The sequence below is a fragment of the Rhodopseudomonas sp. NSM genome (assembly GCF_052445935.1).
GTDB lineage: Bacteria > Pseudomonadota > Alphaproteobacteria > Rhizobiales > Xanthobacteraceae > Rhodopseudomonas.
Window position 1 is genome coordinate 699343 of record NZ_JBQTCH010000001.1, and the last position, 17239, is coordinate 716581.

16 protein-coding genes are annotated in these 17239 nt (G+C 65.5%); 6 read left to right on the plus strand and 10 right to left on the minus strand.

All coding sequences use genetic code 11. The features are described 5' to 3' along the window. Position 1 precedes the first annotated feature (1 nt). Positions 2-982: a hydroxymethylbilane synthase gene (hemC, locus tag ACTZWT_RS03140; RefSeq protein ID WP_444768252.1), complete on the minus strand. Its 981-nt coding sequence runs from the start codon at positions 980-982 to the stop codon at positions 2-4. A gap of 261 nt (positions 983-1243) precedes the next feature. Between hemC and ACTZWT_RS03145 the strand changes: the two genes are divergently transcribed. From ACTZWT_RS03145 to ACTZWT_RS03170, 6 genes are all read left to right on the plus strand, one after another. Beyond that, positions 1244-2557, plus strand: a complete 1314-nt coding sequence (locus ACTZWT_RS03145; RefSeq protein ID WP_444768253.1) for a DUF3422 family protein — start codon at positions 1244-1246, stop codon at positions 2555-2557. Further along, entirely contained in the window at positions 2557-4161 is a 1605-nt protein-coding gene (locus tag ACTZWT_RS03150; protein WP_444768459.1) for an alpha/beta hydrolase, read from the plus strand. Before ACTZWT_RS03145 ends, ACTZWT_RS03150 begins: the two co-directional genes overlap by 1 nt. Beyond that, positions 4161-4649 (plus strand): CIA30 family protein, encoded by a 489-nt coding sequence (locus ACTZWT_RS03155; protein WP_444768254.1) that lies wholly within the window; start codon positions 4161-4163, stop codon positions 4647-4649. Before ACTZWT_RS03150 ends, ACTZWT_RS03155 begins: the two co-directional genes overlap by 1 nt. Positions 4650-4718: 69 nt before the next feature. Further along, complete coding sequence (locus ACTZWT_RS03160) at positions 4719-5216, plus strand: DUF427 domain-containing protein (protein ID WP_444768255.1); 498 nt, start codon at positions 4719-4721, stop codon at positions 5214-5216. Then, the gene (locus ACTZWT_RS03165) at positions 5210-6442 is read left to right on the plus strand and encodes a Coenzyme F420 hydrogenase/dehydrogenase, beta subunit C-terminal domain (protein ID WP_444768256.1); all 1233 of its coding nucleotides are present in this window, start codon (positions 5210-5212) and stop codon (positions 6440-6442) included. The genes ACTZWT_RS03160 and ACTZWT_RS03165 overlap by 7 nt, the downstream gene beginning before the upstream one ends. Before the next feature lie 112 nt (positions 6443-6554). Next, positions 6555-7007 carry a PA2169 family four-helix-bundle protein gene (locus ACTZWT_RS03170; protein WP_444768257.1) on the plus strand — a complete coding sequence of 151 codons (453 nt, stop codon included), beginning with the start codon at positions 6555-6557 and terminating at the stop codon, positions 7005-7007. A 100-nt stretch (positions 7008-7107) separates the two neighbouring features. On the opposite strand, the gene ACTZWT_RS03175 is transcribed toward ACTZWT_RS03170, so the two are convergent. From ACTZWT_RS03175 to pufB, 9 genes are all read right to left on the minus strand, one after another. Further along, positions 7108-7575, minus strand: coding sequence for a hypothetical protein (locus tag ACTZWT_RS03175; protein ID WP_444768258.1), 468 nt, complete (start codon positions 7573-7575; stop codon positions 7108-7110). A gap of 111 nt (positions 7576-7686) precedes the next feature. Further along, entirely contained in the window at positions 7687-10848 is a 3162-nt protein-coding gene (locus tag ACTZWT_RS03180) for a multidrug efflux RND transporter permease subunit (protein WP_444768259.1), read from the minus strand. Between the two features lie 6 nt (positions 10849-10854). Further along, positions 10855-12054 (minus strand): efflux RND transporter periplasmic adaptor subunit, encoded by a 1200-nt coding sequence (locus ACTZWT_RS03185; RefSeq protein WP_444768260.1) that lies wholly within the window; start codon positions 12052-12054, stop codon positions 10855-10857. Positions 12055-12381: 327 nt separating this feature from the next. After that, entirely contained in the window at positions 12382-13938 is a 1557-nt protein-coding gene (locus ACTZWT_RS03190) for a flavin-containing monooxygenase (RefSeq protein WP_444768261.1), read from the minus strand. 247 nt (positions 13939-14185) lie between these two features. Then, positions 14186-14479: a hypothetical protein gene (locus ACTZWT_RS03195; RefSeq protein ID WP_444768262.1), complete on the minus strand. Its 294-nt coding sequence runs from the start codon at positions 14477-14479 to the stop codon at positions 14186-14188. Positions 14480-14491: 12 nt separating this feature from the next. Continuing rightward, entirely contained in the window at positions 14492-15154 is a 663-nt protein-coding gene (locus ACTZWT_RS03200) for a hypothetical protein (protein WP_444768263.1), read from the minus strand. Positions 15155-15197: 43 nt separating this feature from the next. After that, positions 15198-16619 (minus strand): PucC family protein, encoded by a 1422-nt coding sequence (locus tag ACTZWT_RS03205; RefSeq protein WP_444768264.1) that lies wholly within the window; start codon positions 16617-16619, stop codon positions 15198-15200. Between the two features lie 188 nt (positions 16620-16807). Then, positions 16808-16987 (minus strand): light-harvesting protein, encoded by a 180-nt coding sequence (locus ACTZWT_RS03210; RefSeq protein WP_011442909.1) that lies wholly within the window; start codon positions 16985-16987, stop codon positions 16808-16810. 12 nt (positions 16988-16999) lie between these two features. Beyond that, positions 17000-17155: a light-harvesting antenna LH1, beta subunit gene (gene pufB, locus ACTZWT_RS03215; protein ID WP_011157052.1), complete on the minus strand. Its 156-nt coding sequence runs from the start codon at positions 17153-17155 to the stop codon at positions 17000-17002. Between the last annotated feature and the right edge of the window lie 84 nt (positions 17156-17239).

Genomic DNA, 17239 nt, shown 5'->3' on the forward strand with positions numbered 1-17239 from the left:
GTCACTCCGGCCGCGTTTTTTCGATGATCGCGGCGGCGCCCTTGTCCAAGAGATCAAGGCCGACCGAACGACCGAGCTCGCGGGGCCGATTGGCCGGCCCGGTGCGCGTGGCCTCGATGAACAAACCACCCGCCTCGTCGAGCACCGAGGCGCTCAGCGTCATCTCCGAGCCGTTGATGGTGGAATAGGCCGCCATCGGCGAATTGCAGTGGCCGTTCAGCACCCACAGCACCTCGCGCTCGGCGTCGCAGAACATCCGCGCCTTGGGATCGTCGATCAGCGCCAGATATTTGCGGGTCTGCCACTCGTGGACCGGGCACTCGACCGCGACGATGCCCTGCCCCGCCGCCGGCAGCATCTCCTGCGGCGTGAAGTCGTGGACGATGCGGTCGACGAAGCCGACACGCTCCAGACCCGAGCGCGCCATGATCAGCGCGTCGGCCGGGCCGACCTCGCCGCCATCCGGCATCCGCTGCTTCTCGCGGTTGTCGAGCTTGCGGATGCGGGTGTCGGCCGCTCCCCGGAAATGAATCACCTCGACCTCGGGGAACAGCCGCTTGGCATAGGCCGCGCGCCGCACCGCATTGGTGCCGATGGTGTAGCCCTTGCCGCGCGACTTCCTCAGTTCGTCGAGCGTCAGCCCCTTGCGCAGCACCATCGAGTCGTTGGCCGGATCGCGCGCCAGCGTGGCTGCGACGATCAGTCCGGGGGTTTCCTCGTTGGCGGGCATGTCCTTCAGCGAGTGCATCGCGCAATGCAGCTCGCCGCGCAGCATCGCCGCACGGATCTCGGCGACGAAGGCGCCGCCCTTGCCGCCATGCGGCAACAGCTTGCTGACCTGGTCGCTGTCGCCGACGGTTTCGAACCTGACGATCTCGGGATCCAGCTCGTCCGCGGCTGCTCGCAACTGGCTGGCAATGTCCTCGGTCTGGGCAAGCGCCATCACGCTCTTGCGCGTCCCAATGCGGACTGGAATTTTCACCACATGCTCCATTCGACGACCGCGAAGGGCCCGCGGCGACTTACGGTCGAACCATACCAGTCCGAGCCAGATTGCAAACAGATGACGACCGGATTTCTCCGTCAGACCCCGACCGGGCGCCGAGGTCGTTGACTTCGAGCAAGTCCGGCGCCAGCGACGGCCCCACCCAACCAGCGCGGGCGAAACCTTTCGGCTTCTGTCCATCGCGCTGCAATGCTACTCAAGTCAATCGACGCAATGTTGAGCAAGGTCAAAATACCGATGACGGCTGAAGTTCTGATCGGTGACGGCGATGGTAGACTTTCGCCGCATCCATTGCGGGCGGCCGTATTGGGCGAGGTTCATGCGCGCCCGTTCACCCCGCTCGCAGTGCCGGCGCGGGTGCTGCATTTCGCGTTCGACACGCCCGCCGACAACGCCAAAGCCGACCGCGCCGCGCTGACGAGTTTCTGCGAATCGCGCGGGCTGCAGCCGCCGCCGGCCGGCGAAAAGCACCACCGCGCCTCGTTCGGCACCACCATGCTGCGCTGGGAGCAGCATTCCGAATTCACCACCTACACCTGGGAATTCACCGCCGATCCGGTCGCAATGCCGTTTCATCCCGAGGCCTCCTCGCTGGCCTCGCCGATGCGGCTGCTGCCGCAGCCCGGGCCGCTGCTGGTCGCGGTCGATCTGCATCTGCTGCCGGACGATCCGCCGCGCACCGCGCCGGAGCGACTGTTTGATCGCGCCAGCCTCGCGGTGGCGGAGAATTCCGACGGCGCGGCGGTCTACGCGACCGATTTCCAGCCCGGTCCCTCGGGCTACGTTCGCGTGCTGGTGATCGATCGCGGCATGGCGCCCGAGCGCGCCGGCGCATTGGTGCAGCGCGTGCTCGAGGTCGAGACCTACCGCACGCTGGCGCTGCTCGGCCTGCCGGAAGCGCAGCGGCTGGCGCCCTCGATCGCCATCATTGAGAAGCGACTGGCCGAGGTCACGGCTGCGATGCGCAAGGCCGGCGACCTCGCGATCAACAACAAGCTGCTCAACGAACTGACCGAGCTCGCCGCCGAGGTCGAAGCCGGCGCCGCCGCCAGTCTGGGGCGATTCAGCGCCAGCCGCGCCTATGATGAAATCATGACCGGCCGTCTGGCGACGCTCGGCGAACGCAAGGTCGGCGGGCTGCCGACCTGGTCGTCGTTCCTGGCGCGCCGGATGAAGCCCGCGATGCGGACCTGCACCACCACCGAGGCGCGGCAATCCGACCTGTCGCTGAAGCTCGCCCGCGCCGCCAACCTGTTGCGAACCCGCGTCGACGTCGAGCTCGAGCACCAGAATCAGGAACTGCTGAAATCGATGAACGCCCGGACGCGGCTGCAATTGCGCCTGCAGGCCACGGTCGAGGGCCTCTCCACCGCGGCGATCACCTATTATGTGGTCGGGCTGTTCGGTTACCTGGTGAAAGGCCTGCACGATTCCGGCCAGATCACGGTGGAGCCGAGCCTCGTCACGGCGGGCTTCGTGCCGATCGCCGCATTTGCGATCTGGTGGACGGTGCGCAGCATCCGCAGGAAACACATCGCGAGCGAGGATTGATGCACAGCGCCGGCAGGTCGACGCTCGCCCGGCTCCTCGTCGCGCTTGCCGCTGGCATCGCGATCGCCGCCGCGCTGTGGCAACTCCACCGCGCCACCGGCGATCTGATCGTCACCCACGCCAATGTCGGCCAGACCCCGGTCACGGTGTTCCGCGAGCCGTCGGCCACGCGGGCGCCGGTGGTGGTGATCGCGCACGGCTTCGCCGGCTCGCAGCAATTGATGCAACCGTTCGCCCAGACCATGGCGCGCAACGGCTGTATCGCGGTGACCTTCGACTTCACCGGCCACGGCCGCAATCCGGTGACGATGGTGGGCGACGTCGACGAGCCGACCAAGATCACCGGCGTGCTGGTCGACGACCTCGCCCGGGTGACCGACTACGCCCGCGCGCTGCCGCAGAGCGACGGCCGCGCCGCGGTGCTCGGCCATTCGATGGCGTCCGACATCGTGGTCGCCTACGCAGTGGCGCACCCGGACATTTCCGCCACCGTCGCGGTGTCGGTGTTCACCCGAAAATCGACCCCGACCCTGCCGCACAATCTGCTGGTGATCGTCGGCGACTGGGAACCGCAGATGCTGAAGGACGAGGGCTTGCGCATCGTCAATCAGCTCACCGGCGGCGGTGCGGTGGCCGGACGCACCTATGGCAGCTTCAGCGACGGCACCGCGCGGCGCGTGGCGTTCTCGTCCGGCGTCGAACATATCGGCGTGCTGTACAGCCAGGACAGCCTGCGTGAATCGCTGCAATGGATGAACGAATCGTTCGGCCGGCAAAGCTCCGGCTGGATCGATCGCCGCCCGATCTGGCTGGCGCTGCTGTTCGGCGGCCTGATCGCGCTGGCGTGGCCGCTATCGAAGCTGCTGCCGCAGGCGGCGCCGCTGCCGATGGGGGCGAGTCTGGCCTGGAAGCCGCTGCTGATCGCCGCGATCGTCCCCGCGGTGCTGACGCCGCTGATGCTGTGGAAGGCGCCGACCGACTTCCTGACCATCCTGCTCGGCGACTATCTGACGCTGCATTTCCTGCTGTACGGCGCGCTGACCGCTGCGATCCTGCTGCTGATCCGCTGGCGCGGCGCGCGCGCGCGTGCCCAGGCCGCCAAGCATCACCAGCGCGGACTGGAGAGACTTGAATCGCTGCCCGATCCCGCCCATCCGCGGGTGGCGATCGCGGCGCTGGCAATCGCGTCGGTGGCGGCGATCGCCTACAACATCATCGGCTTCGGCGTGCCGCTCGACACCTACGCGTTCTCGTTCATGCCGATCGAACCACGGCTGCATCTGATCGCCGCGGTCGCTTGCGGCACCATCCCGTATTTTCTCACAGCGGAATGGATGGCGCATGGCGCGGGCGCCAAACGTGGCGCCTATGCGCTGGCGAAGTTCTGCTTCCTCGCCTCGCTCGCCGCCGCCGTCGCGCTGAATCTTCAGAAGCTGTTCTTCCTGATCATCATCGTGCCGGTGATCCTGCTGCTGTTCATCGCTTTCGGCGTGATCAGCAACTGGACCTACAAGGCGACCAACCACCCCCTCCCCGGCGCGCTGGCCAATGCGATCCTGTTCGCCTGGGCGATCGCGGTGACGTTCCCGATGGTGATCCGCTGATGCAGATCGAGCTCTGGCCCGCAGGCGGCGAGCGACGCTGGCGCCTCGTCACCGACACGGTGATGGGCGGGGTCTCGCGAGGCACGCTGCAGGCGACCGAGATCGACGGCCGCCCGGCGGCGCGGATGCGCGGCGCGGTCTCGACCGAGAACAATGGCGGCTTCATCCAGATCGCGATGGACCTGGCACCCGACGGCGGCGCCTACGACGCCAGCGGCTTCACCGGCATCGGCATCGAGGTGTCCGGCAATGGCGAGAGTTACGGCGTGCATCTGCGCACCACCGATATGGTCCGCCCGCAGCAATCCTATCGCGAAGGCTTCGTCGCCACGCCGCGACCCGCCGTGCTGCGGCTGCCGTTCGTGCAGTTCGTTCCGCATCGCATCGAGACGCCGCTGAACATCGCGCGACTGCGGCGGATCGGGCTGGTGGCGATCGGCCGCGCCTTTGACGCAGATCTATCCGTCGCCCGGCTTTGGCTTTATTGATCGGTCGAGGCTAGAGCTGACTTATGGCGAATGGCGACGGTCGCCGCAGCCGAATAGAGAAATCGCACGATGTTCGGACCCAGGCGCATCGAGCCCGCGAGCGGCCAGGAATCGGTGTGGGACTATCCGCGCCCGCCGCGACTGGAACCCGTGACCGCGCGGTTGCGCGTGGTGTTCGCCGGCGAAACGATCGCCGACAGCGCTTCGGGATTTCGCGTGCTCGAGACCAGTCACCCGCCGGTCTACTACATTCCGCAGACCGATGTCCGGATGGACCTGATGCGCAAGGCGCCGGGATCGTCCTGGTGCGAGTTCAAGGGCGACGCCAGTTACTGGTCGATCGAGGCCGGCGGCCGCCGCTCCGACAACGCCGCCTGGAGCTATCCGGCGCCGACACCGGCCTTTGCGCCGATCACGGGCCATCTCGCCTTCTACGCCTCACAGGTCGATGCCTGCTTCGTCGGCGACGAACGGGTGCAGCCGCAGCAGGGCGATTTCTACGGCGGCTGGATCACCTCGACGATCGTCGGCCCGTTCAAGGGCGGCCCGGGAACACGCGGATGGTAGATCATCTCGAAGCTCACGCGCCGGTGTGGTCGCCGCCGCTGAACGAACCCGCACCGCGCGAACTGTGCACCGATTGCGGCGTGTCGCGGATGAGCGATCCGAAGCAATGCGGTCAGGCCTGCCAGTTCATCAAGCCGGACTATCCGGCGATGGAGCGGCAGGTTCACGGCCGCAACCGCGATCCGTCGAAGCCGGACGAGGCGTTCTTCGGTCCGTATGGACGGATGCTGCAGGCGGCGATGAAGCAGCCGCGCGAAAACGCGCAATGGACGGGCATCACCACGAGGATCGGCGAGCGTTTGCTCGAAACCGGCGCGGTCGACGCGGTGCTGACGATGGCGCCGGACCCGGCCGACAAATGGAAGCCGATGCCGGTGCTGGTGACCAGCCCCGAGGGCATGGCGCAGTGCCGCGGGATGCGGATGGGCTATGCGCCGTCGCTGGCGCTGCTGGAACCGGCGCGCGCCGCCGGTTACAAGCGGATCGCAGTCATCGGGATCCCTTGCCAGGTCTATGCGCTGCGCTCGCTGGAGCAGAAGCTCGGCTTCGAGCGGCTCTATGTGATCGGCACGCCGTGCTCGGACAACACCACGACCGAGAATTTCCACGAGTTCCTCGATCTGTTGTCGGACCAGCCCGAGACCATCACCTATCTCGAATTCCGCGCCGACTATCACGTCGAGCTGCGCTTCACCGACGGCCGCGTTCAGGAAATCCCCTTCCTGCTGCTGCCGATCTCGAAGTTGAAGCCGGATTTCTTCCCGATCACCTGCCGCACCTGCGTCGACTACACCAATACGCTGGCCGACATCACCGTCGGCTACATGGCGGGCCGCGGCGAGCAATGGCTGGTGGTGCGCAACGAGCGCGGCGAGGAGCTGCTGAATCTGCTCGGCGACGAAGTGAAGCTCAGCGAGCCGACCAGCGCCGGCAACCGCACCGCGCCGGTGAAGGGCTTTCTCAAGAACACCGAACTCGCCGCCGGCGGCCTGCCGGTGCGCGGGATGCCGAACTGGCTGCGGCCGTTGATGGGATGGCTGATGCCGAAGGTCGGCCCGCGCGGGCTGGAGTTCGGCCGAGCCCGGGTCGAGATGAAGGCGGTAGAAACCGTGCTGCATCTGCGGCGGCACTACAAACAGAAGATCAAGAACATGGTACCAGCGCACGTCTGGGCGCTGGTAAAACCCTACGGGCTTGAGCCCGACGAATCCGAGCGGCGCAACTAATACGCCCCCGCGGTTCCTGTGTGGAACTGGTCCGCGTGCTCCCTGTTAGCGGGTCAGGAGGCGGCTCGCCAGCGGCGTGTTGCGTACTCCTGAACCGAGCAGGGAGGCTCAATTGGACAAAGACATTCTCGATCACCTGAAGACGCTGCATACCAGCGCCATCGACGCCCGCAACGGTTACCAGGAAGCGCTGGATGACGCCGAGGGCAAGGGATTGACGTCGCTGTTCCGCGACATGATCGCGCTGCATCACGGCAATTCCGAAGAGCTCGGCGGCATGCTGATCAATGCCGGCGAGCAGGCCGACGACAGCGGCTCGTTCATGAGCGTGGTTCATCAGACCATCATGAGCGTCCGTTCGCTGTTCGATGGACTCGACGGCAGCGTGCTGCCCGGCCTGATCGACGGCGAAAAGCGAAACCTCGCGAAATATGACGACGCGCTGCAGGCCGCAGCCGCGGCTCCGGCGATCGTCGCCACGCTGACCGCGCAGCGCAACAAGATCCGCGAGAAGATCGAGCTGATGCAGCAGCAGAACGCCGCCTACGAGGCCGCCCAGTCCTGATCGCCGCTGCACGCGGGCACAAATCGGAGACACAAAAAAATCGGGGGCTTTCGCCCCCGATTTCGTTTCAGTCTGATGTCGGTCCGAAAATGCCGTCCGGTTACTTGGTCAGCGTTCCGGTGTTGCCCGGCGAGTTGCCGACGCCAGCGTCGGAACCGGTCGGCGCGGTGCGCGGATCAGTGCCGGGATTGGCCGGCTGATAGCGCTTGGGCTGGTTCTGGATCCCCTCCGGCTGCGCCATGCCGGTGGTGTTGCCGGTCTTGGTGCCAGCCGCGTTGCCGCTCGCCGCCGGCTGCGAAACCTGCGCGGTCTGCATATCGTTGCGCGAACTCACGCCGGTCGCCAGCAGGCCCATCGCGACCAGCGCGAACACCGTGACGCCGATCAGTTCCGGCAGTGCGCCATCGGGTGCGGCACCGCGGCCTTGGCCGTTGCCTTCCAGCGTATCAGCCGCCACGGCGCGATTGGACCGCGACTTGATGAAGTTGAGAAACGCGAATGCGACGATCGCGAGGCCGGCTGCCAGGGTGAAAAACATCAGCCAGCTAATGGGTTGGTCTCCGTTCATAAAATCCTCCAAGGTTGGGTGTCGACGAGTAGTAGCGACGCTCTGTCGACAACCAACGAGAGGTTTTCAGAAAGGTTCCGACCGCCCGGCGGGATTGCCGGACGACGGCAACTACGCGGTGTCCTTCGGCAATTGCGGGTGCATCGGCACCTCGTGGGGCGCCCTGACCGGATCGTCGGAGCGATCGCCGGCGAAAACGCGCTGCACCACGACGAAGAACACCGGAACCATCAGCAGCGCCAGGATCACCACCGCGATCATGCCGCCCATCACACCGGTTCCGAGCGCCTGCTGGCTCTTGGCGCCGGCGCCCGAGGCGATCACCATCGGCAGCACGCCGCTGCAGAAGGCCAGGCCGGTCATCAGGATCGGCCGGAACCGGAGATGACAGGCTTCCATCGTCGCGTCGCGCAACGACTTGCCCTCCTTGCGCAAATCCTTGGCGAACTCGACGATCAGAATCGCGTCCTTGGCCGCGAGCCCGATGATCGTAATCAGACCGACGGTGAAATACACGTCGTTAGGCAGCGCCCGCGTCGTCGCGGCCAGCACGGAGCCGGTGATGCCGAGCGGAACCGTCAGCAGCACAGCGACCGGAATCGTCCAGCTCTCATACAGCGCGGCGAGCACGAGGAACACCACCAGCGCCGACAGCGCCAGCAGGAACGGCGCCTGCGAGCCCGACAGCTTCTCCTGCAGCGACTGGCCGGTCCAGTCGTAGCCGAAGCCGCGCGGCAATTGCCCGGCGAGGCGCTCCATCTCGGCGATCGCATCGCCGGTGGTGTAGCCGGCGCGCGCCTGACCGCTCATGCGGATCGCCGGGTAGTAGTTGAAGCCGACGACCTGGGTCGGTCCTCTCGACCACTCGATGGTCGCGAAGGACGACAGCGGCACGAGCTGACCGCGGCTGTTCTTGACGTTGTAGGTCAGGATGTCGTCGGCCTTCATCCGGTCGGGGATGTCGGCCTGCACGATGACGCGCTGCATCCGCCCGCGGTTCGGGAAGTCGTTGACATAGGCCGAGCCGAGATTGGTCGAGATGGTGTTGTTGATGTCCTGGAAGGTGACGCCGAAGGCGCTGGCCTTCTCGCGGTCGATCACCAGATTGATCACCGGCGCCGGCGGCAGGCCTTCGACGTAGACGTTTTCGAGGATCGGGCTGGCATTTGCGGTTGCTACCAATTGCTGACTGGCCTGGATCAGCGCGTTGTAGCCCTTCTGGCCGCGATCCTGCAGGCGGAAGCTGAATCCCGAGGAGTTGCCGAGGTTGTCGATCGGCGGCGGCTGTTGCGCCGCGATGCGGGCATCGCGCACCGATCCGAGCGCCTTGTTGGCGTCGTCGACGATCGCCGCCGCGGAGGATTTGCTGTCGCGATCGGACCAGTCCTTGAGCGTGACGAATGCCTGCGCGGCGTTCATGCCCTGGCCGAGGAAGCTGAAGCCGGTGAGGAAGGTAACGTTCTCGACGCCTTCGCGCTTCAGCAGATAGTCCTCGACCTTCTTGATCACGTCGTAGGTCCGGTTGTAGGACGAATCCGACGGCGTCTGCAGGTCGACGGTGATGAAGCCCTGGTCGTCGATCGGCAGGAAGCCGCCCGGCATCCGGGCCAGCCCCCAACCGAGCACGGCGAGGAGCACGGCGTAGAGGATCATCAGCCGGCCGGTTCGGCCGAGATTCCACCGCACGACCCGCGAATAGCGCTCGCGGGTGCCGTCCAGGATGCGATTGAAGCGGCCGAAGAAGCCGCGCTCGGCGTGGGCGTGGCCCTTGACGACGGGTTTCAGCAGCGTGGCGCACAGCGCCGGCGTCAGCGACAGCGCCAGCAGCGCCGAGAACGCGATCGCCGACACCATCGTCACCGAGAACTGCCGGTAGATGATGCCGACCGAGCCCGGGAAAAACGCCATCGGCACGAACACCGCGATCAGCACGGCGGTGATGCCGATGATGGCGCTGGTGATCTGCGTCATCGCCTTGCGGGTGGCTTCCTTCGGTGGCAGCCCCTCCTCGGCCATGATGCGTTCGACGTTCTCGACGACGACGATCGCGTCGTCGACCAGAATGCCGATGGCGAGCACCATGCCGAACATCGTCAGCATGTTGATGGAATAGCCGAACAGCAGCAGCGACACGCAGGTGCCGAGCAGCGCTACCGGCACCACGATGGTCGGAATGATGGTGTAGCGGATGTTCTGCAGGAACAGGAACATCACCACGAACACCAGCACCACCGCCTCGACCAGGGTGTGCAGCACCTTGGTGATCGAGGCCTCGACCACCGGCGTGATGTTGTAGGGGATCTCGTATTTGATGTTGGCGGGGAAGAAGCGCGACAGCTCCTTCATCTTGGCCTCGACCGCGCCCGCCGTGGCCAGCGCGTTGCCGGTCGGCGACATCAGCACCGAGAGGCCGGCGGTGGGCTTGCCGTTGAGGCGGGTGTTGAACTGATAACTGAAGCCGCCGATCTCGATCCGCGCGACGTCGCGCAGCCGGACGGTCGAGCCGTCGGGATTGGCGCGCAGCACGATCGCGCCGAATTCGTCGGCGGACGAAAGCTGCCCCTTCACCAGCACCAGCACCGAGATCTTCTGTCCCTTGGCGCTCGGCTCGGCGCCGACGGCGCCGGACGCGACCTGGGCGTTCTGCGCCTCGATCGCCTTGGTGACCTCGTCCGCGGTGAGATTGTAGCCGACCAGCTTGTCGGGATCGATCCAGATCCGCAGCGCGCGCTCGGTCGAATACAGCGTGGCGCGGCCGACGCCGGGAATGCGGCGGATTTCGCCGAGCACGTTGCGGATCATGAAGTCGCCGAGGCCGACTTCGTCGAGCGACCCGTCGGTCGAACTCAGCGTGATGATCTGCAGCACCGCGCTGGAGGCTTCCTCGACCAGGATGCCCTGCTGCAACACCGCGCGCGGCAGCCGCGCCTCGATACGCTTGATGCGGTTCTGGACGTTGACCGACGCCATTTCGGTGTCGGTGCCGGGCTGGAAATTGGCGATGATCTCGACCTGACCGAGCGAGTCGGAGGTCGATTCGAAATTCAGAATGCCGTTGGCGCCGTTGAGCTCTTCTTCGATCAGCCGGGTGACGCTGTTGTACAGGTTCTCCGGCGAGGCGCCGGGATATTGCGTCGACACCGAAATCGATGGCGGCGCGATGATCGGGTACTGCGCGATCGGCAGGAACGGAATGGAGATCGCGCCGAGCAGGCAGATGAACAGCGCGATGACCCAGGCGAAGATCGGCCTGTCGATAAAGAATGCGGGCATCGGTGCTTATTGCACCTTCTTCGTGCTGCCGGTCGTCGGTGGGGCTGCGGTCGCCGCTTTGGTCTCCTCGGTGCTCACCGGAACGACGGCGTCGCCGGCCGCGAATTTCTGGAAGCCGTCGACCACGACGCGCGCGCCCGGCTTGAGCCCCTCGAGTACCAGCCACTGGCCGTCCTGCTGCGAACCGACGCGAACCGGCTGCACCGCCACGCGGTTGTCGTCCTTGATCACGAAAACCTCGCTGCCGCCGCCGCCGTTGCGCTGGACCGCCTGGTCCGGCACCGAGATGGCGTCCGCATCGAAGCCCTGCTCGATCCGCACGCGGACATACATCCCGGGCAGCAATTCGCGGTTCGGATTGTCGAACTCGGCGCGCAGCGTCACCTGACCGGTGTAGGCGTCGACCTTCGATTCCGAGAACAGCAGCTTGCCGGGCAGCGGATAGACCGTGCCGTCGTCGAGCACCAGTCGGGCGCGCGCGGCGTCCGGGGCGATCTGATCGAGTTCGCCGGATTCGAACGCGCGGCGCAGCCGGACCATTTCGGCGACCGGCTGGGTGAAATCGGCATAGACGTGATCGAGTTGCTGAATGGTGGCGAGGCTGTTGGAGTCGTTCTGGACCACCAGCGCGCCTTCGCTGACCAGCGCGGCGCCGATCCGGCCGCTGATCGGCGCGCGGATGGTGGCGTATTCGAGGTTCAGCTTGGCGCGCGCGACCTCGGCCTCCCGGGCGGCTACCTCCGCCTCGGCCTGCCGCGAATTGCTGGCGGCGACTTCGTTCTGCGCCTTGGAGGCGGCCTGCTCCTTGGCCAGCATCGCCACGCGATTAGCCTGCTGCAACGCTTGCTCGCGCGCGGCATGCGCCTTGGCGAGCGCGGCCTGCGCCGCCTTCAATTCCACTTCGAACGGGCGCGGATCGATCACGTAGAGCGGATCGCCCGCCTTGACCTCGCTGCCCTGCTGAAACTGGCGCTGAACGACGATGCCGGAAACCCGGGGCCGCACGTCGGCGACGCGGATCGGCGCGATGCGGCCGGGCAATTCGCGAATGATCGCGCGGGCGTGCGCCTTGATGGTGATCGTGCCGACTTCGGGCTTTTCCGTCGGGGTGGCATTCGCAACTTTCGGTTCACCGCAGCCGGCCAGCACCGGCGCGAGACACGCGAGCGCCACCGCCGTGAAGGCAAAACTGATAGATCCCCGCATTCGAATGACCTCGTAAGAATTCTGACGCCGCCAGCCGGCGGCCCACGCATGCCGGCGCAATTCCGCCGCGGCTGACCGCAGCGCTATGACGACTGATGAACAGAAATTAAGAGTGAATTTGTGCGGCACAACATGACTGCGCGGCGGCGCAATGTCACATGCGAGGGAACCGCCTGACGCCGCAGCCTTTTCGGAGAGTCACGGTGTCGTGAACTCGCCCCGGAAACGGGTTCTCCCCAGCCCGGGGCGCCGGTTTATTTCCTTTGGTTAACAGATAGTTACCGGGATCGACCGATTCGCGCGGCGATTCGGGGCGGGGTGCGGCCGCTACCTTTCATAGACGAAGGCAGCGTCACCGAGGTCGATCTTCGGCAGCTCGTCCTTCTCCGTCCAATAGTCCTGGCTGTGCTGCCACTCCGGCTTGGCGCCGCGTTTCGGCAGCAGGTTCATGCCGCGCATCAGGTATCCGGGGTTGAAGTTCTCGGGGTCCATCCAGGGCAACAGCTCCATCCCGGCGTCTTCCGGGCGCAGCGCCGGCACGACACTGCGGTAGCCGTGCCGGCCCATGTGACCGAGCAGCCGGCAAACGAAATCCGCCACCAGATCGGCGCGCAGCGTCCAGCTTGCGCGGAAATAACCGAACACCCAGACCATGTTGGGCACGCCGGTGAACATCATGCCGCGATAGGTGACGGTCTCGGCGAAGTCGAGCGGCTCGCCGTCGATACTGAAGGCGATGTCGCCGAGCACGTTGAGGTTGAAGCCGGTCGCAGTGACGATGATGTCCGCCGCCAGCGTCTCGCCCGACTTCAGCTCGATCCCGGTCTCGGTGAATCGCACGATCTCGTCGGTCACCACCGACGCCTTGCCGGAGGCGATGCCCTTGAACAGATCGCCGTCGGGCACGAAGGCGATGCGCTGGCGCCACGGCCGGTAGCTCGGCATGAAATGCGGATCGAGATTGTAGTCGGGGCCGAGATGGGCGCGGACGCCGGCGAGCAATTCCTGCTTCACGACCTCCGGCTCGGTCATCGCGCGGCGGGTGAAGGTGGCCTGATCGAACAGGATCTTGCGCCGGACGATCTCGTGGATCCAGTCCTCCGAAATGCCGAGTTCGCGCAGCGTGTCGGCGATCTCGATCTTGTTGCGGCCGGGGATGAAATAGGTCGGCGAACGCTGCAATACGGTGACGTGCTCGCAGCCCGGCGCGATCGCCGGTACCACCGTCGCGGCGGTCGCGCCGGAGCCGATCACCACCACTCTCTTGCCGGTCGTATCGAGATCGTTCGGCCATGTCTGCGGATGCACGATGCGGCCCTTGAACGTCGCCATCCCCTCCCATTCGGGGGTGTAACCTTCGCTGTGGCGATAATAGCCCTGACACATCCAGAGGAAATTCGCGGTGACGCGGACCGCCTCGCCGGTGTCGGTGCGCTCCGCCGCGATCGTCCAGCGCTTTTCCGCGCTCGACCAGTCCGCCGATACGATCCGGTGGCGATAGTGAATGTGACGGTCGAGATCGCTATCGTCGATCACCTCGCCGAGATATTCGCGGATTTCGGCCGCGGTCGCGATCGGCTTGCCGGTCCACGGCTTGAAGCGATAGCCGAAGGTGTACAGATCGCTGTCGGAGCGGATGCCGGGATAGCGGTGGGTCAGCCAGGTCCCGCCGAAGCTGTCCTGCGTCTCGAGCACCGCGAAGCTGGTGCCGGGGCATTGCGTCGTCAGATGATGGGCGCCGCCGATCCCGGAGATTCCGGCGCCGACGATCAGCACGTCGACATGTTCGGGGCAGGATCGGACGGTGGCGGATCGGACCGCTGCGGATCGGACCGTGACGGAGGGGTCGACGCGCGGCGCGTCGGCTTCGGCGAGCTGGTTCATGTTTCCTCGACTTTTTTTGTCGTTGAAACCAGATTGACGCCTGCGCCGTGTTTTGCCCAGCATTTTCTTGCGCGCCCGGAGTGGCGGTTCTGTGCGGCGCCGGACCGGCGCTGCCTCGTCGTTTCGACGGGTTGCGTCACGCCGCCCGAAAGCCGCTCCGTGCCGACGTGCCGTCGAAACGCAAAACGCAAAACGCCGCGGGCATTGCTGCCCGCGGCGCGTTGTGGCCGATCGGCCGCCGGCTGGCTCAGATGTTGAGCAGCAGCGGATAGCCGGAGAACGACTTGTACTCGCCTTCCTGCTTCAGCAGCAGCGGCATGCCGGAGAACGACTTGTACTCGCCCTCCTGCTTCAGCAGCAGCGGGGTGCCGGAGAAGCTCTGATACTCGCCCTTCTGCTCGAGCAGCAGCGGGGTGCCGGAATAGCTCTTGTACTCGCCTTCCTGCTTCAGCAGCAGCGGCGTGCCGGAATAGCTTTCGTACTCGCCCTTCTGCTCGAGAATCAGCGGAGTACCAGAGTGTCCTTTGTATTCTTCGCTCATGTTCAAGTTCCTTTACTTAGAGAGCACTGGCAGGCCCAGCCAGGAGGAGAAGATGGTCGGATTGTTGATCAGCAGCGGCTCGCCCGAATAGGATTTGTACGGACCGCTGTCGTCAAGCAACAGGGGAGTCCCGGAGAAGGACTTGTAGGGACCGCTGCCGTCGAGCAGCAGCGGCGTTCCGGAGAACGACTGGTAGGGGCCCTTGCTGCTGATCACGAGCGGCGTTCCGGAGAACGTCTTTTCGCTGTCGACGAGCAGCCAGTCGCCGGAATAGGATTTGTACTTGCCCGAGGTGTCGAGCAGCGTCTTGGCGTGAATCATGTTGGAGAACGGCGTCGCTTCGCTCATCTCCATGGCGGCCGAGGCCGACGATGGCACGCTGATCTTGTTCGGGCCGTAGCTGTCGAGAATCGCGGCGGCCTTGGCGGCGAAGCCGAACTCGGCATGGACCGCGACCACGACGGCGCCCTTCTTGACGTAGTCGGCATAGGTCCGGGCATCGCCGCGCGACACATAAGCCTTGCTCATCGCCGCGACGATGTCGTCCGCGGAACTCGACTTGCCCGCCTGATAGCCGGTGACGACGGCATATTTGTAGTTGTTCTTCTTCAGGTCGGCTTCCAACGCAGCGAGCTTGCTGCTGGAATCGTACAACCGGGTGACAATCTGGGTCATAGTTACTCCGTTTCAGTCTCAGGGCGGAGTGAGCCGCCCTGCATCAGTTCAGTTGTCCCTGCATCAACAACGTGTCCCGTCGCTTGATCAGCGGGACCATCGTCGCCAGCGTCGCCAGCAACAGCAGCAGCTCGAGGCCGTAGACGGCGTTGTAACCCGCGGCCGGGCCGAACTGCGGCGCGAAGGCCGTCACGACATCCCGGATGATGCCGCCCAGCGCGATCGCCACACCCGCCGCGGAGGCCTGAACCGCTCCCCAGGCGCCGAGCGCAAGGCCCGCCTGATCCTTCGGCGCGGCATTCATAGTCGCGGTCAGCGTGCCGTGGCCGAACAGCCCGGCGCCGAACCCGATCAGCGCGGTGCCGCAGCCGAATGTCAGCACCGATGCGGTCCCCTGCAACTCGGCGGCGAAGATCACCGCAAGGAAGGCCGGAATCCCGACCAGCGAACCGAAGCTCGCCATCCGGAACGGATCGGCGCCGCGGCTCAGCACGCGAGATGCGAGACCGAAGCCGAGCAGACCGCCGACCGCGAGCGCGGCGGTGAGCTTGGTGGTGTCGCCGACCGACATCGACAGGATCTGGCCGCCATAGGGCTCGAGCAGCACGTCCGCCATGCTGAACGCCATGGTGCCGAGGCCGACCGCGATCAGCCGGCGCATCGCGTCCTTGCCCTGGATGAAGACGTCCCAGGATTCGCGGAAGCTCGCGGACGGCGCGCCGGGATGCGCAGTCGCCTGCGTCGCGCCGGAGGTGCGCCGCGCTTCCTGCTTCCAGACGGCGATGCCGTTGAGAACGATGGTGACCACGGCCGAGCCCTGAATCACCTGAATCAGCCGGCCGGGCGAAAAATCAGCGAGTAGGATGCCGAAGATGATCGCCGCGGCGATCATGCCGAACATCAGCATAGTATACATCAGACCGACGACCTTCGGCCGCGATTCCGGCGGCGCGAGGTCGGTGGCGAGCGCGAGCCCGACGGTCTGGGTGGTGTGGACGCCGGCGCCGATCAGCAGGAATGCCAGCGCGGCGCCGACCTGTCCGATCCACACCGGGGCTTGCCCCGCCTCGCCGCCGCCGGACAGCACCAGCAGCGCGAATGGCAGGATCGCAAGGCCGCCGAACTGCACCAGAGTGCCCTTGTAAAGAAAGGGCACGCGGCGCCAGCCGAGCACTGATTTGTGGACGTCGGATTTGAAACCGATCAGCGCCCGGAACGGTGCGAAGAGCAAAGGCAGCGAAACCATCACGCCGACGATCGAGGCCGGCACGTTGAGTTCGACGATCATCACCCGGTTCAGGGTGCCGACCAGCAGCACCAGCGACATGCCGACCGCCACCTGGAACAGCGACAGGCGCAACAACCGGGACAGCGGCAGATCCGGCGTCGCCGCATCCGCGAAGGGCAGAAAGCGCGGGCCCAGCGAGGCCCAGACTCTCATCATTCTTTGGCTGACTGCGTTCATCGTCCAGCAAATCCAGCTTGCAAGGGGCCGGCGACGATGGTCACCGATAACCGAATGAACAGCACCACTTTGCGGCCGGAGATGATCTGCGGCAGATCAAACCGCCGCCGCGCCTCGACCGGGTACAAAGCAAGCGACCGGGACCCATGGATCCCGGTCCAGCCACAACAGCTTCAACGAAGCTGCAATCAGCCGATGGTGACCGAGCTCTCGATCGCCGCGGTCTTCCCGTTCCAGTACTTGGGGAACCAGGTGGTGTTCGACAGCACGGCGTAGTGAACGAGGATGGCGATCACGGTGACGCTGCCCAGCAGAAGCGGCAGGCCAACGGTCGGCTTGACCACAGTCCAAATGCGACCTTGATTCATTTTCGATACTCCTTAGTGCAGCCAGGGCGAGTAAACATACGCCAGGAAGTGCGCAACGATCGCGATCGCGCCGAAAATGCGCGTGCCGTCGATGACGTGCTTGTGGAGCTCTTCCGATTCCGCGATCGTCAGGCCAGTCGGCCAGACCTTGTTCGGATCGTCTGCCATAGTAAAACCTCCTAAGAGACTTTCGATCAATCCGTGCTGAACCTGCACGTAGGTCGTTTTCGCTGTTACGCCGAACAGAGTTCG

Bases quoted from the DNA above. Each gene is read 5' to 3' on its own strand.
- ACTZWT_RS03145 (WP_444768253.1), top strand. From the start codon at position 1,244: ATGACGGCTGAAGTTCTGATCGGTGACGGCGATGGTAGACTTTCGCCG.
- ACTZWT_RS03150 (WP_444768459.1), top strand. From the start codon at position 2,557: ATGCACAGCGCCGGCAGGTCGACGCTCGCCCGGCTCCTCGTCGCGCTT.
- ACTZWT_RS03155 (WP_444768254.1), top strand. From the start codon at position 4,161: ATGCAGATCGAGCTCTGGCCCGCAGGCGGCGAGCGACGCTGGCGCCTC.
- ACTZWT_RS03160 (WP_444768255.1), top strand. From the start codon at position 4,719: ATGTTCGGACCCAGGCGCATCGAGCCCGCGAGCGGCCAGGAATCGGTG.
- ACTZWT_RS03165 (WP_444768256.1), top strand. From the start codon at position 5,210: ATGGTAGATCATCTCGAAGCTCACGCGCCGGTGTGGTCGCCGCCGCTG.
- ACTZWT_RS03175 (WP_444768258.1), bottom strand. From the start codon at position 7,575: ATGAACGGAGACCAACCCATTAGCTGGCTGATGTTTTTCACCCTGGCA.
- ACTZWT_RS03180 (WP_444768259.1), bottom strand. From the start codon at position 10,848: ATGCCCGCATTCTTTATCGACAGGCCGATCTTCGCCTGGGTCATCGCG.
- ACTZWT_RS03185 (WP_444768260.1), bottom strand. From the start codon at position 12,054: ATGCGGGGATCTATCAGTTTTGCCTTCACGGCGGTGGCGCTCGCGTGT.
- ACTZWT_RS03190 (WP_444768261.1), bottom strand. From the start codon at position 13,938: ATGAACCAGCTCGCCGAAGCCGACGCGCCGCGCGTCGACCCCTCCGTC.
- ACTZWT_RS03195 (WP_444768262.1), bottom strand. From the start codon at position 14,479: ATGAGCGAAGAATACAAAGGACACTCTGGTACTCCGCTGATTCTCGAG.
- ACTZWT_RS03200 (WP_444768263.1), bottom strand. From the start codon at position 15,154: ATGACCCAGATTGTCACCCGGTTGTACGATTCCAGCAGCAAGCTCGCT.
- ACTZWT_RS03205 (WP_444768264.1), bottom strand. From the start codon at position 16,619: ATGAACGCAGTCAGCCAAAGAATGATGAGAGTCTGGGCCTCGCTGGGC.
- ACTZWT_RS03210 (WP_011442909.1), bottom strand. From the start codon at position 16,987: ATGAATCAAGGTCGCATTTGGACTGTGGTCAAGCCGACCGTTGGCCTG.
- pufB (WP_011157052.1), bottom strand. From the start codon at position 17,155: ATGGCAGACGATCCGAACAAGGTCTGGCCGACTGGCCTGACGATCGCG.